Source organism: Endozoicomonas sp. SESOKO1 (assembly GCF_024606265.1).
Taxonomy (GTDB): domain Bacteria; phylum Pseudomonadota; class Gammaproteobacteria; order Pseudomonadales; family Endozoicomonadaceae; genus Endozoicomonas.
Genome location: NZ_JAHHPP010000005.1, coordinates 77847 through 91819, shown reverse-complemented (window position 1 = coordinate 91819; position 13973 = coordinate 77847). Strand labels below are relative to the sequence as shown.

Here is a 13973-nt window from a genome sequence, read left to right as displayed (position 1 = left end):
GCGAATTAAACCGCTTCTGGAGAACCGATTAATAGAATAATTTTGCTCTTTCTTAAAACTGAAAAAGAAGCAAATATAGACATATGTCAAAATTATCTGCTTATAAAGAGTGGTTTAATTCGTGCGTATACTGGGGTTCTTAAAGCCTATTGCGTATTGACGTAAAATGTATCTGTTTCTGTGGATGTTTTACAATTGACGTAATTGAACTGTTTTCGTTCCAGGGGGGATAATTTATGAAAGCACAAACCTCTGTCCCTGATTTCATCAATAATATTCTGTACGACTTTTCTGCAGCTACAGGGTTAGCTTCTGTACTCGTTGATATCAAGGGGAATGAAATTTCAACCCGCTGCAACTTTAGCCCATTTTGTGATCGGATCCGAAGTGATGTTGCTTTGTCAGAATTATGTAATTACTGCGATCGTTCCGGAGGTATCAACGCTCTGCGGGATAATGACGTTGCTGCTTATATTTGTCATACCGGTTTGGTTGATTTTTCAGTGCCACTGATACACCGAAACAACCTGCTTGGCTTTATTCAGTGTGGACAAATAAAAGTCACTAATAGTGGTATTCCTTCTATCTGTACATCCCCGAGCCATCTTTTAGTAAAAGATCAACAACTCATTACCCTTTATGAAGAGATTGAATCGTTCCCATTGAGTAAAATTCAGTCATCAATCAATTTATTGAAAACGCTGGTTGATAATTATGTTATAAAATTTTTTGACCTCCCCATTAATGAAGATATGCAACCTCAAGGGCAGCGCAAGAACTTTCGCTCGCTAAACAGTGGGAAAAAAATTGATGAGGCTATTTTGTATATCAATAATAATATCAGCTCGGATCTGGATCTTGATATAGTCTCAAATCACGTTAACCTAAGCCCTTACTATTTCAGTAAAGCCTTTAAAAAGCAGGTGGGTGTTGGCTTTAATTCATATTTAAAAAATAAACGGCTATCTACTGCAAAAGCATTACTGTCAAATACTAAAATGAATATTGAAAATATTGCAAAGAAGTCAGGTTTTAATAGTGCCAGCTATTTCATCAAACAGTTCAAGTCTCACTATATGACAACTCCTTATGAGTATAGGAAAGAGATAGAGGACTCTTTTGAAAAATGAGTGGGTAAGTTTACCTGTCCAGAAGTGATTATTGTCGAAAAAATGAGGCCGCCTTTCTTAACCACCTTTTCCATCAATCAGGTTTGTCAGCCAAGGATGTGCATGTTGTGCCGGAAGGCGGGAGTAATTTTGCCGGTGTTCAAGGCTGTTGCGAAATTCTTGCAGCAGGAGGTATTGCTCCGGGAAGCTATGATGAGATCTGGCTGGCCCGTGGCACGGGAGCCACGCTGGCAGGGGTAGCGCTGGCAGCGGCAAAAGAGATGCCAAAGACGCAGATAAAAGGTGTTGCGGTCCTTAAGGGGGGCGATTTCCTGCGCCGTGATATTCACCAGCACATCCACCATGAAAACGGGCAGGTACTGGCTAACTGGACTCTGTTGACGGACTATCATCATGGCGGGTACGCTCGCACTACAAAGGAGTTGCTGTCGTTTATAAAATCGTTTGACCATGAGACGACAATCCCTCTCGATAAGAAAACAACAACGGTGCAGTGATGAATACCTCAATAGCCCGACAGATTGCCAGAATGATTCTTGAAGGGTTCAGTGACTATCGAACACGCTTTACTGACATCACTGTGGGTGCCCGGGACCGTTTTCTGAAGGCGGACTGGAGTGCCGCGCAAAATGCCGCTTCTGACCGGATTAACCTTTACCATGTTGCCGTCAACGACGTGATAGCAACACTGACATCACGGATTGACGCGTCATCTCTTCGGGACAGTATCTGCTGGCAGGATGTTCATGATGCATACCTGGATTTGATCTCCTACCGGACGGACCCTGAACTGGCGGAAACCTTTTATAACTCCATCTACCGCAAGGTGTTCAGTGGTGAAGCGGTGAACCCCCGTCATTGCTTTATTCAGTCCGAATTTGATGGCTTTAAGGTGCAGAGTGCCAGGGGGATTTACCGCTCCTACGCTTTTAATGACCAAAGCCGACAGCAGGGGCTGGTCAGACAGGTTGGCCAGATACTGGATGATTTTCAGTTTGAACTGCCCTGGGAATACCGTCGCCGGGATATTCGCAATATTATCCATGCGCTGCAGAGGTCCCAACCGTCATGGGGCCGACGCAGTAATGTTCGGGTGGATGTGCTGAAGTGGGTCTTTTACCGGAATAAGGCGGCTTACCTGGTAGGCCGACTGGTGGCCGGAAACGACCTGCAACCGTTTGTTCTGGCCGTTTTGAATAATGAACAGGGAGCGCTCTATGTTGATGCCCTGCTCTGTGAAAACGACAGTGTAAGTGTACTATTCAGCTTTACCCGTTCCTATTTTCTGGTTGATACGCGAATTCCTTCCGAATGTATTGAGTTTCTGCGTACACTGGTGCCTGAAAAAAAACGTGCCGAGCTTTATAACTCCATCGGTTTCTTCAAGCATGGTAAAAGTGTCTTCTATCGGGATTTTCTCAGGCACCTGCAGCACTCGTCGGATCAGTTTGTCATTGCACCGGGGGTGAAGGGCATGGTGATGTCGGTATTCATGCTACCTTCCCTGGATATGGTGTTTAAAGTCATCAAGGATCATTTCGCCCCGCCCAAAGATATCAGTAAGGCCATGGTTAAAGACCGGTATTATCTGGTTAAAACCCATGACCGGGTAGGAAGGATGGCCGATACCCAGGAGTACTCCAACCTGATATTGCCCCGTTCCCGGTTCAGTGAAGCGTTATTGCAGGAGTTGCAGCAGGTAGCCCCCTCAACCGTCACGGTCTGTGACGATAAGGTGCTGATTCGTCACTTATATACCGAGCGGCGAATGATGCCCATGAATATCTATGTTGAACAGCTGGTTGGTGATGGCAACGAGCAGGCCCTGGAAGCGGTGCTTGATGAGTATGGCCGGGCGATCAAACAGCTGGCCGCCGCCAATATCTTCCCGGGCGATATGTTGTTGAAAAATTTCGGGGTCACTCGCCATGGTCGTGTGGTTTTCTATGATTACGATGAAATTATTTATCTGACCGAGTGTCATTTCCGTGAGATACCGGAGGCGCTTTATCCTGAGCAGGAGATGTCAGCCGAGCCTTGGTATTCCGTCTCACCGGGTGATATTTTTCCGGAAGAGTTCCCGGTTTTCCTGTTTCCCGATCTGGCGATCCGCAAACGATTTACCCGTCTTCACGGGGATCTTTTTACGGCCAGTTACTGGCGGAGTGTTCAGCAGCAGATTATCCAGGGACAGGTTATGGATGTATTGCCTTACAGTCCTTCGTTGCAATTGAATAAAAATCCGGGCCGACAGGCTCACCAATCGTAGAGCGGAAGAACCTGCGGTATGACAGGTTCTTCTCAGGAAATTCACGCTTTTTTCAGGTATTTGGTCAACAGAACAATGCGGACGCCATTGACACGGCCTTCGATCTGTTCAGGGTTGCCGGTCAAAGCGATGTTGCGCACAGCGGTGCCGCGCTTGGCGGTAAAGCCGGCGCCTTTGACGGGAAGATCCTTGATCAGGGTCACCGTATCGCCAGCATTCAATACGCTGCCGTTGCTATCCAGGGTGGGTGCTTCTGACTCTTCACTGGTCAATCCGGACTCTGCCCACTCACGGGTCTCATCATCCAGGTACATCATATCCAGCAGGTCCTGGGCCCAGCCTTGTGATGACAGGCTATTCAGAAGACGAAATGCCATGACCTGAACGGCAGGAACCTGGCTCCACATACTGTCATTCAGGCAGCGCCAGTGATTGCTATCCATTGGGTTTGACAGGTTGATCTGGTCAAGGCAGTTGTCACAAACAAGAATGCATTGATCCAGGTTGGACGCATCACTTTGGGGAGGAACAGGATAAACACTCAGGTTATTTGTTGAACTGCAAAGTTCACATTGAGCGCCGCTGCGCTCCAGCAAAGTCTGTTCGGTAGTCATAGGAGGGAATATTTGACCAAATGGAGGGGGCATAGTATGCCTGTGTTTTCTGAAATCGCCAATCAGTTGGATTTCTTCCTGAGTAGCTACTTATGGCGTTTGTTGGTTGAAATCTGGTCTATGTGACTTTTTCAGGAAATTTAGACCTGGTCTATGGTGAAAAGTTCTTCAGAGACCTTCATCGCTTTGTCAGGCCAGTCATCAGGAACAATAAACAAATGCAACGGCGCCTGAAGCGTTTGATGGATTGCCCTGATATAAACCGCTCTTTTTTGCTGCTGTAGCTGGCGCATCAAGTCATCATGATTGAGAAGCCCTGTGATAGGACTCTGGTTTAACCACTGTACTTTATGAGGAATCTGGTAGCTCATTCCGTTGTCCAGCCGGGTGTTCAACAGGAACTGGTTTTGTGTCAACCAGTACCCCTTGAGATGTTCCGGATTGCAGCATTGCGGTGGTTGGCACAAACGGGATGCAGGGTGTGTTGACGCAATATCCGGTTGGATGATTTCAGTCAGTTGAGCCGTTTGCGCCCCTTCAGAATTCATTGGGTAAAGCGGATAGAAAAATCTGCCCTGCATCAGAATCTCTTTCTGCACAGGCTGTTCAATACCCAGCGCTAATAAAGCTGCTTGCCCTTCATCAGTATCACTCAACAGGGCTTGATGATGGAGCAGGCGATCCATTTTTCGATCAAGCCGGTCCTTGAGTCCCGGACCCACCCAGTGTCGCCAGGGCGACCCCTTGTTACTGTTATTTTCATCAGAAATACCCAGATAAAATTTAACGGCCAGCTCCCGGTGGATAAACTGGTTTTTCAGCCGGTAGATAAGGTCATATTCACCCAGAGTGGCAGGCTGGCCATTTTTCTCGCCTGTTACCTGCAGGTTGGCGGCGATGGTCTGGCTATCAGGCAGCTGGCTCAGCAGGAACTGCCAGAGGGTTTCATAGAAAATACCGAGCAGAGGGTTGCCTTTTTGGCTAACCAGACTGGCCAGAAGCGCCAGTTGCTGTTGGTCAGGAATCAACGGGGCTAATCCGGCCGGTAAGGGGGAATCCAGAAACAGGGGGCTGGCCGGGCGATTGAATAATGGCGGGCTGTTTTGTACCCACTCTGCTGTTTGTTGAAGAGTTTGTTGAAGAGTTTGTTGAAGAGTCTGGTGTATGCCTTGATGTAAAAATCTGTTCATGTCTAACGTATACTAACTCACATTCCAGGGCGACATCACTGAGTTTATGGAACACTTCAAAAGTCATGGAGCCAACCGCGTATGGTGTTCAGGCTTTTTTCAGGTATTTGGTCAACAGAACAATTCGGACTGTGCTAACTTTAGTCGTTTTCAATGTGGGATCAATGAATTTAATACTTGTATTGAAGAGATCAACAGATGCGGAGGATCACAGACTACGGATAAACACCATTAGCCTATGTATAATATCAGACCAAATCTGCCTTGCTCATCTGCTGGAACAACTCAGAAGTACTCTCAATCTGTCAATGAAGAGACACTCCTCAATGGATTTTCGCGTACCATTAATTCTGTTGACCCAAAAAGCATTCCCGGGGAAAAGAAAAGCAGGCCTGCAAATGTTCCCCGGCATACATCTCTGATTAGCCGTAAAATCGAACAGCTTAACCAACAGGGACGCACTTACTGGTTGCAGGTGGATAAGTCCCTGGTGGATAAGCCCGTAGATAGTAGCAATACACCCATAGAATCCTCGACAGAGGCCCTGCCTGTTAATACCTCCGGGATTTTGCAATACCTGTCAAAGGGCGACCTGAGAATATTCAACGGTAGAGCGAACAATCTCTTTGATCATAAACCGATTAAGTGCAGGCATTTGGCCTATGCGTTTGCTACAGGGAAGTTTGGCATGAAAGACGTTGGCAAATTCACGTCCATTGATCAGCTTGATAAAATTTCCCGTCACAGCGGTATTAAAATGGATCAGGCACTGAATGACACCACTGCTGATGGATATAAAACCCCACAGGAAGGTTATTACTTTGACCGGGCTGGCTTAGGCCAGGCACTTTATGCGGCTTGTCAACAGCAGCTGGCTGATGGCGAACAAACTAAAACCTGTCTGTTTTCGTCATCGAACCATTCGATGGCTCTGAAGATCAACTGGTCGCCTGAGCGACCGGAAATAAAACTGGCCTTTTATGATCCCAACGACACCCTGAGAGTCCGACGACTCATCGTCCCCGACCTGCAAACCCTGAAGGCGATTGAAATAGAGCACCTTGTCCCGGATTCTTGTTTAATCAAATCATATTACCCAGAGCCTTCTTTGGGTGGATGTTTAACCACGACAACGGTTGAGAGCCGGGCCGGTAACGCGTTGGTCAGGGTTATGGCGGATATGAATCCGGCCATTATATTTTTAATGCTCGTAAATGGACATTTTTCTTCGAAAATGGTCGATCAATTCATGGGGCAACTGAACCGGCTTGATTCATATAATCAACAGATTGCCCTGATGGCTAAAAATGACGATGGTATGCCAGGACTGCACATGGCATTACACAGGGGCCATGGGGAGTGCGTCAGGAAATACCTGGATTGGGTCATGGCCAGCCCCTTCAGCGACGAGGTCAAACAGAACCTGCTGATGGCGAAATCCCCAAAGGGTTTCCCCGGGCTCTTCCTGGCACTGGAAAATGGCCGCGGGGAGTGCGTGATGCGTTACCTGGATCGGGTCATGGCCAGCCCCTTGAGCGACCGGGCCAAACAGGACCTGATGATGGCGAAATCCAACGATGGTGTTCCCGGACTCTACATAGCACTGGAAACAGGCCATGGTGAGTGCGTCAGGATATACCTGGATCGGGTCATGGCCAGCCCCTTCAGCGACGAGGTCAAACTGGACCTGCTGATGGCGAAATCCAACGATGGTGTTCCCGGGTTCTTCGTGGCACTGCAAAATGGCCATGGGGAGTGCGTCAGGATTTACTGGGATCGGGTGATGGCCAGCCCCTTCAGCGATGAGGTCAAACAGAATCTGCTGATGGCGAAATCCGATAAGGGGGTTCCCGGGCTATTAATGGCAATGCGAAATGGCCACGGTGAGTGCGTCAAGAGTTACCTGGATCGCGTCATGGCCAGTCCCTTCAGCGACGAGGTCAAACAGAACCTGCTGATGGCGAAATCTCCCAAGGGTTATCCCGGGCTCTTCTTAGCACTGCGATATGGCCATGGTGAGTGCGTCAAGATTTACTGGGATCGGGTGATGGCCAGCCCCTTGAGCGACGAGATCAAAAAGAATCTGCTGATGGCGAAATCCACCAAAGGTCTTTCCGGGTTCTTCGTGGCACTGGAAAATGGCCACGGGGAGTGCGTGGAGCTTTACCTGGATCGGGTCATGGCCAGCCCCTTCAGCGACGAGGTCAAACAGGACCTGCTGATGGCGAAATACAGTGATGGTTCTCCCGGACTCTACGCAGCACTGCAAAATGGCCATGGTGAGTGCGTCAGGAAATACCTGGATTGGGTCATGGCCAGCCCCTTCAGCGACGAAGTCAAACTGAATCTGCTGATGGCGAAATCCCCCAGGGGTTTCCCCGGGCTATTCATGGCACTGCTAAATGGCCACAGGGAGTGCGTGCAGCATTACCTGGACCGGGTCATGGCCAGCTCCCTGAGTGACGAGGTCAAACAAAACCTGCTGATGGCGACCTGGGGTCATGGTATTTCCGGACTCTACGTGACACTGGAAAATGGCAAGCTGGAATGCTTCAGGACGTATGTTACGCAGGTTGTCAATAGCAGCTTAAGTAACGATTCAAAACAATCAATGATATCGTCGACTCAGGCTAACTGAACGACCTTGTCCCGGATTCTGATTGCATCAAATTATATTATCCCGGGCCTTCTTTGGGTGGATGTCTACTCTGCTATCTGATTTAGAGCCTGTTGTAGAGCCTGTAGTAGAACCTGTTAAAGAGTATGATGTATGCTTTGATGTAAAAATCTGTTCATGACTAACGTATACTACCTCACATTCTAAGGCGACATCACTGGGTTTATGGAACACTTCAAAACTGTCGGGGTAACCGGCCGCCAGGGGCGTATTCAGGTGGAGGATACTCTAAGGCATCTGACCGATTTTCTGCAGGAGCGGGGGGTGACCGTCGTTCTCGATGAACAGCTGGACACTCTGTTGCCGGGTCACTCCTTTACCATAATCAGTCGTGAACAAATGGGTCAGCAATGTGATCTGGTGATCGTCGTGGGCGGTGATGGGAGCATGCTGGGCGCTGCCCGAACCCTGGCGCTTTATGATATTCCGGTGATCGGTATTAACCGCGGGCGCCTGGGGTTTCTGACCGATATCTCCCCGGATGAACTGGATAACCAGCTGACGGAAGTGCTTGAGGGACGTTACCTGGCCGAGAGCCGTTTTCTTCTCGAAGCCCGTGTCCGCCGCCAGGGTAAGGTTATTGGCCAGGGAGATGCGTTGAATGATGTGGTGCTGCATCCCGGCAAGTCGACCCGGATTATTGAATTCGAGCTTTATATCGATGGGCAGTTCGTCTACAAGCAGCGGGCGGACGGATTGATTATTGCCACGCCCACCGGTTCAACCGCTTACGCGCTGTCCGGCGGTGGTCCCATCATGCACCCCAGGCTGGATGCCATCGTTCTGGTGCCCATGTATCCCCATATGTTAACCAACCGTCCCCTGGTGGTGGATGGGGATAGCGAGCTGAAACTGGTGATTCGCCAGGAGAACACCATCTACCCGCAGATCAGCTGTGATGGGCAGATTCATATCACCTCGGCACCGGGGGATGAAATCACCATTCATAAGAAGTCTCAGCGTTTAAAACTATTACACCCCCTGAACCATAATTTTTATGAGTCCTGTCGTTCCAAGTTGCGCTGGAACTACCAGGAAGAACGCTGTTAATTTTCAAAAGGACTGTTTTTCACGTTATGCATAGGGCATTGGAACTCCCCACCGACATTGACCTGAGCGACCTTTCCTTCTTTTTGTATGCCCGTGGTATTCCCCACAAGGTCACAGAAGAGTCAGGTAAACAGGTGGTCTGGACTGAGAATGAGGAAAAGTCCCGTATTGTCACCAGCCTTTACCAGCAATGGCAGTCCGGTGATTTGCAATTGCAGGCAGCTCCTCCCGTAAGAGGCATGAATGCGGGGAGTTTTCTGAAGCGCATTCCCTGGCAGGGCATGCCGGTCACCCTGCTGTTTATGGTGGCCTGTCTGGTGGTAGCGCTGATCACCCGTGCCGGTGCCAACTGGCAGGCAATCGCCTGGTTCTCTTTCATTCCTTTCGAGGTGGCCAATGGTTATCTCTACTTTGGCAGTTTGGGCATGGGGCTGGACCAGGGGCAATACTGGCGTTTGATCAGCCCGGTCTTTCTTCACTTTGGCCTGACGCATCTGGCGTTCAACATGCTGGCGCTTTATATTTTTGGCAGTCGGCTGGAGGGTCGCCAGGGCGGTCTTCATCTACTGGCCATCATCGTGTTTACTGCAGTGATTTCCAATTTTGCCCAGTATTTCTGGGGTGGGGATGATACTATTTTTGGTGGCTTTTCCGGTGTTGTCTACGGCCTGATGGGGTATTGTATGACCCGGGAAAAGGTTGACCGCAACTGGCAGTTTGGACTCCCGCCTGTTTACTACGGCTTTATGCTGACCTGGCTGGTGGTTGGCTATACCGGCATTCTTGGCAGTATCGGTTTTGGTAATATGGCCAATGCAGCACATACCGGGGGGCTTGTGGCAGGTTGTCTGCTGGGGGCCATCGCCGGTTTGCTGTTTAAAGAAAAGGATTGAAAAGGATTCGATACCATGCAGTTAGATGCTTTTCTGGAGCAGATGACCCCTGCTATCCATCAGGCGTTAAAGCAGGCTCTTGAACTGGGTAAGTGGCCTGATGGACGGTCCATGACAGAACAGGAGCGGGATGCCAGCCTGCAGGCGGTGATCGTTTATGAACACAAAAACCTGCCAGCATCAGAGCGTGTAGGTTTTATGCCAGCCAAATGTAAATCATCCGGCTCACTTTCAGATGAGGGTGGCTCTTCTGAGAATAGCCCTGCTGAGGAGACAACCATCCTGCGTTTCAGGAACTGAACATTCTCTATTCATTTTGATGTCGCTTTGTTGGTTGATAACAGGGCGGTTCTTACCTTACACAAGAGTACGACTGTGTCCGAAAGTACCATCACCGGATCGCTCAGTAAAATGCATTCAGCCCTTCTGGCCGGGACTGAAAGCAGCAAGAGCCAGGTTACCTACCAACTGCCCGTTGGCGATCAATTACTGCCATTGAATGACCTGCTTGGACGTCAATTGTCCATGCAGTATCAGGGAGAAATTCATTGCTGCCACTGTGGCCGGAAAACCAAAAAGAGTTTTAACCAGGGTTTCTGCTACCCCTGTTTTAAAAAGCTGCCCCAGTGTGACAGCTGTATCATAAGTCCGGAAAAATGCCATTATGACCAGGGCACCTGCCGTGACCCGTCCTGGGGAGAAAAGTTCTGTATGACAGATCATGTCGTCTATCTGGCCAACTCCTCCGGCCTGAAAGTGGGCATTACCCGGGCAACCCAGGTCCCAACCCGCTGGATTGACCAGGGCGCTACTCAGGCCATGCCGTTTATTCGTGTGGCTACCCGTCAGCAATCGGGGCTGCTGGAAGTTATTTTCAAGGAATTTATCAATGACCGGACCAACTGGCGAGCTATGCTGAAGGGGCCCGCTGCCCCCCTGGACCTGCATGACACCGCCCGGGAGTTGCTGGAAATGAATGGTAGCCGGGTCACTGCATTGCAGGAGCAATTTGGCATTCAGGCAATACAACCCCTGGCGGGTGTAACGTCGGCAGATACTGCCCCGTCTGCCGTACTGAATATTGATTATCCCGTCATTGAATATCCTGCTAAGGTAACGTCCCGATCCTTCGACAAGGAACCGTTGATAGAAGGCACGCTACTGGGGATTAAGGGGCAGTACCTGATTCTGGATAATGGTGTCGTCAATATTCGTAAACATACCGCCTATCAGGTAAGCGTGGCTGTCAATTAATCACAGGGCCTGACCCTCCCGGTGAGACACTGCATGTAACAATGTTTGAAAGACACTTTTGTTGGTAAAAAAATAACGGGATGAACAAGATGAAAGACTTGCAACCAAAAGCGATTTTCCTGAAAGATTATCAGGCACCTGACTACTGGATTGATCAGACCAACCTGACCTTTGACCTATTTGAAGACCATACGCTGGTTACCTCAGCGCTGAATATTCATCGTAATCTTGAAAAAAAATCGGATAAAAATCAGGAAGGCCGTTTTCCAGACCTGGTTCTGGTGGGGGATGACCTTGAACTGGTTTCTCTGGAGATTGACGACAAACCGTTTTCAGACTTCACAGTAGAAGAAGGCTTTCTCAAAATTGTATCACCCGCAGAGGCGTTCATCTTAAAAACCGTCTGCCGTATCAAGCCACAGGAAAACACCTCGCTGGAAGGTCTCTATAAATCCAATGGTATGTTCTGTACCCAGTGTGAGGCAGAAGGCTTTCGCAAGATTACCTGGTATCTGGACCGTCCCGATGTGATGTCCCGTTTCATCACCAGAATTACCGCCGACAAGGCGGCTTATCCGGTGCTCCTCTCCAATGGTAATGATATTGACCGTGGCGAGCTGGACGGTGGCAGGCACTATGTGACCTGGGAAGACCCCTTCAAAAAGCCGAGCTATCTCTTTGCCCTGGTTGCCGGTGATTTGCAGTATGTGGAAGATCACTTTACCACCATGAGTGGCCGCGAAGTGACCCTGAGGTTGTTTACCGAAGCGCACAATATTGACCAGTGTGACCATGCCATGGTCTCTCTGAAGAAATCCATGAAATGGGATGAAGAAGTCTATGGTCGCGAATACGATCTGGATATTTTCATGATCGTTGCCGTTGATCATTTCAACATGGGAGCCATGGAAAACAAGGGGCTGAATATCTTTAATTCAGCCTGTGTGCTGGCCAGTCCGGAAACCGCGACCGATGCCCGGTTCCAGCGGGTTGAGGCGATTGTTGCCCATGAATATTTCCACAACTGGTCCGGTAACCGGGTCACCTGCCGGGACTGGTTTCAGCTGAGCCTGAAAGAAGGGTTTACCGTTTTCCGGGATTCGGAATTTTCAGCGGATATGAACTCCCGTGGCGTGAAACGGATTGAGGATGTCAATATTCTCCGAACCGCGCAGTTTGCCGAAGATGCCGGGCCAATGGCGCATCCGGTCAGACCAGAGTCGTTTATTGAGATATCCAATTTCTACACCGTCACCGTTTATGAAAAAGGGGCGGAAGTCGTACGAATGATCCATGGCATTCTCGGGCCAGAGGATTTCCGAAAAGGGTCAGATCTTTACTTTGAGCGCCACGATGGTCAGGCCGCGACCTGTGAAGATTTTGTCAAAGCCATGGAAGATGCTTCCGGCCGGGACCTTGGCCAGTTCCGCCGCTGGTACAGCCAGGCCGGTACTCCGGTACTGACGGTCAGCGATGACTACGATGAAGAGAAAAAGCAGTATCGGCTGACTATCGAGCAATCCTGTCCCGCGACGCCGGGGCAGAAGGACAAGCTGCCGTTCCATATTCCGGTACGGCTAGGACTGCTGGACGGAGAAGGTGATGATCTGCCGCTCAATAAAGCCGGAGATACCGATCTGGTTCTTGATGTAAAACAGGAAAAAGAGATATTCACCTTTGAACCTGTAGAAGAGCGTCCACTGCCTTCTATCTTGAGAGGGTTCTCTGCGCCGGTGCGGGTCAGGTATGACTACTCCCGTGACGACCTGCTGTTCCTGATGGAACACGACAGTGATCACTTTAATCGCTGGGATGCCAGTCAGCGCCTGGCCAGTGGTGTTATTGATGAAATGGTGGCGGCCATGGAACAGGGCAGGGAGTGCAGCCCTGATGAAAGCCTGATCACGGCGTTTGGTACGATTATCAGTGATGAGTCCCTGGATCTGGCCGTGAAAGCTGAAATGTTGTCATTGCCATCGGAAGCGTCCCTGGCTGAACAGGCCGTGGAGGTTTATCCTCAATTTATTCATCAGGCCAGGCTGCAGGTTAAACATGCTATTTCAGAAGCCAATAAATCGGCCCTGGAGGCATTGTGGCGATCGCTGAGTGTGGATAAACCTTATCGCCCTGAGGCTGAAGATATTGCTGAGCGTACGCTGAAAAATATCAGTCTTTCCTATCTGACCAGTCTGGATGATAAAGGCATGCTGGCGCTGGCGGAGCAGCAGTATCATGGCGCGTCTAATATGACTGATCGTTTTGCTGCACTGGCCAGTGTCGTCAACGCAGGCTGTCAGGACAAAGAACTGATTGAAGAAGTATTGACAGACTTCCTTGAGCGTTACCGGGATGACACCAATGTCATGGACCAGTGGCTGTCGGTACAGGCCGCCAGTCCATCACTGGGAACTCTGGAGCATGTCCTGAAGCTGATGCAGCATGAGATCTTTGACGCCACCAGTCCTAATAAGCTGCGCTCAGTTCTGGGCGGCTTTGCCAGCAACATGAAGCAGTTTCACTGTGTGGATGGGCTGGGGTATGAGTTCCTTACTGACCAGTTACTGGATCTTGATAAGAAGAACCCGCAGATTGCGTCACGATTGATGACGCCGTTAACCCGCTGGCGTAAGTTTGAGCCGGGTTGCCGTGAGCGTATGCGCAAAGCGCTGGAGAGAATTAAGGCAACGCCTGGTCTTTCCTCTGATGTTTATGAAGTCGTCACCAAAAGCCTCTGATTCTTCTTTTTTTTAAGCCGGTTTAAGCCGACTTCCTGAATAAGGGCGTCGGCTTGTTCTCAAACAGCCACTCAGCAAACACCGCTTTTCAAATAGAAACAAATGTTTTACTATCCGCACACGAAAATACACGAAGTTTTCGCACAATAATAAAAATGCAC

General features: G+C 49.5%; 11 protein-coding genes. 9 read left to right on the top strand and 2 right to left on the bottom strand.

The annotated features are described in order from the left end of the window. The first annotated feature begins 236 nt into the window (after positions 1-236). From KDK13_RS00665 to aceK, 3 genes are all read left to right on the top strand, one after another. On the top strand, positions 237-1130 hold the full coding sequence (locus KDK13_RS00665) for a PocR ligand-binding domain-containing protein (protein WP_257282796.1): 894 nt from the start codon (positions 237-239) through the stop codon (positions 1128-1130). 83 nt (positions 1131-1213) lie between these two features. Beyond that, a complete protein-coding gene (locus KDK13_RS00660) occupies positions 1214-1627 on the top strand; it encodes a hypothetical protein (RefSeq protein ID WP_257282795.1) in 414 nt (137 codons plus the stop codon). Further along, entirely contained in the window at positions 1627-3399 is a 1773-nt protein-coding gene (aceK, locus tag KDK13_RS00655) for a bifunctional isocitrate dehydrogenase kinase/phosphatase (RefSeq protein ID WP_257282794.1), read from the top strand. The genes KDK13_RS00660 and aceK overlap by 1 nt, the downstream gene beginning before the upstream one ends. A gap of 41 nt (positions 3400-3440) precedes the next feature. Here aceK and KDK13_RS00650 read toward each other — a convergent pair whose 3' ends face one another. Both KDK13_RS00650 and KDK13_RS00645 read right to left on the bottom strand, forming a co-directional pair. Next, positions 3441-4013 (bottom strand): alkylphosphonate utilization protein, encoded by a 573-nt coding sequence (locus KDK13_RS00650; protein ID WP_257282793.1) that lies wholly within the window; start codon positions 4011-4013, stop codon positions 3441-3443. Positions 4014-4153: 140 nt separating this feature from the next. Continuing rightward, entirely contained in the window at positions 4154-5203 is a 1050-nt protein-coding gene (locus KDK13_RS00645; RefSeq protein ID WP_257282792.1) for a DUF1853 family protein, read from the bottom strand. Between the two features lie 238 nt (positions 5204-5441). On the opposite strand from KDK13_RS00645, the gene KDK13_RS00640 reads away from it, so the two are divergent. From KDK13_RS00640 to pepN, 6 genes are all read left to right on the top strand, one after another. After that, a complete protein-coding gene (locus KDK13_RS00640) occupies positions 5442-7841 on the top strand; it encodes a ShET2/EspL2 family type III secretion system effector toxin (protein WP_257282791.1) in 2400 nt (799 codons plus the stop codon). A gap of 204 nt (positions 7842-8045) precedes the next feature. Next, a complete protein-coding gene (locus KDK13_RS00635; protein WP_257282790.1) occupies positions 8046-8930 on the top strand; it encodes an NAD(+) kinase in 885 nt (294 codons plus the stop codon). Between the two features lie 26 nt (positions 8931-8956). Beyond that, positions 8957-9823 carry a rhomboid family intramembrane serine protease gene (locus KDK13_RS00630; protein WP_257282789.1) on the top strand — a complete coding sequence of 289 codons (867 nt, stop codon included), beginning with the start codon at positions 8957-8959 and terminating at the stop codon, positions 9821-9823. Between the two features lie 15 nt (positions 9824-9838). Then, positions 9839-10123: a YeaC family protein gene (locus KDK13_RS00625; protein ID WP_257282788.1), complete on the top strand. Its 285-nt coding sequence runs from the start codon at positions 9839-9841 to the stop codon at positions 10121-10123. A 111-nt stretch (positions 10124-10234) separates the two neighbouring features. Continuing rightward, positions 10235-11077 (top strand): DUF2797 domain-containing protein, encoded by an 843-nt coding sequence (locus KDK13_RS00620; RefSeq protein WP_306670954.1) that lies wholly within the window; start codon positions 10235-10237, stop codon positions 11075-11077. A gap of 89 nt (positions 11078-11166) precedes the next feature. Next, entirely contained in the window at positions 11167-13812 is a 2646-nt protein-coding gene (gene pepN, locus KDK13_RS00615) for an aminopeptidase N (RefSeq protein WP_257282786.1), read from the top strand. Positions 13813-13973 lie beyond the last annotated feature (161 nt).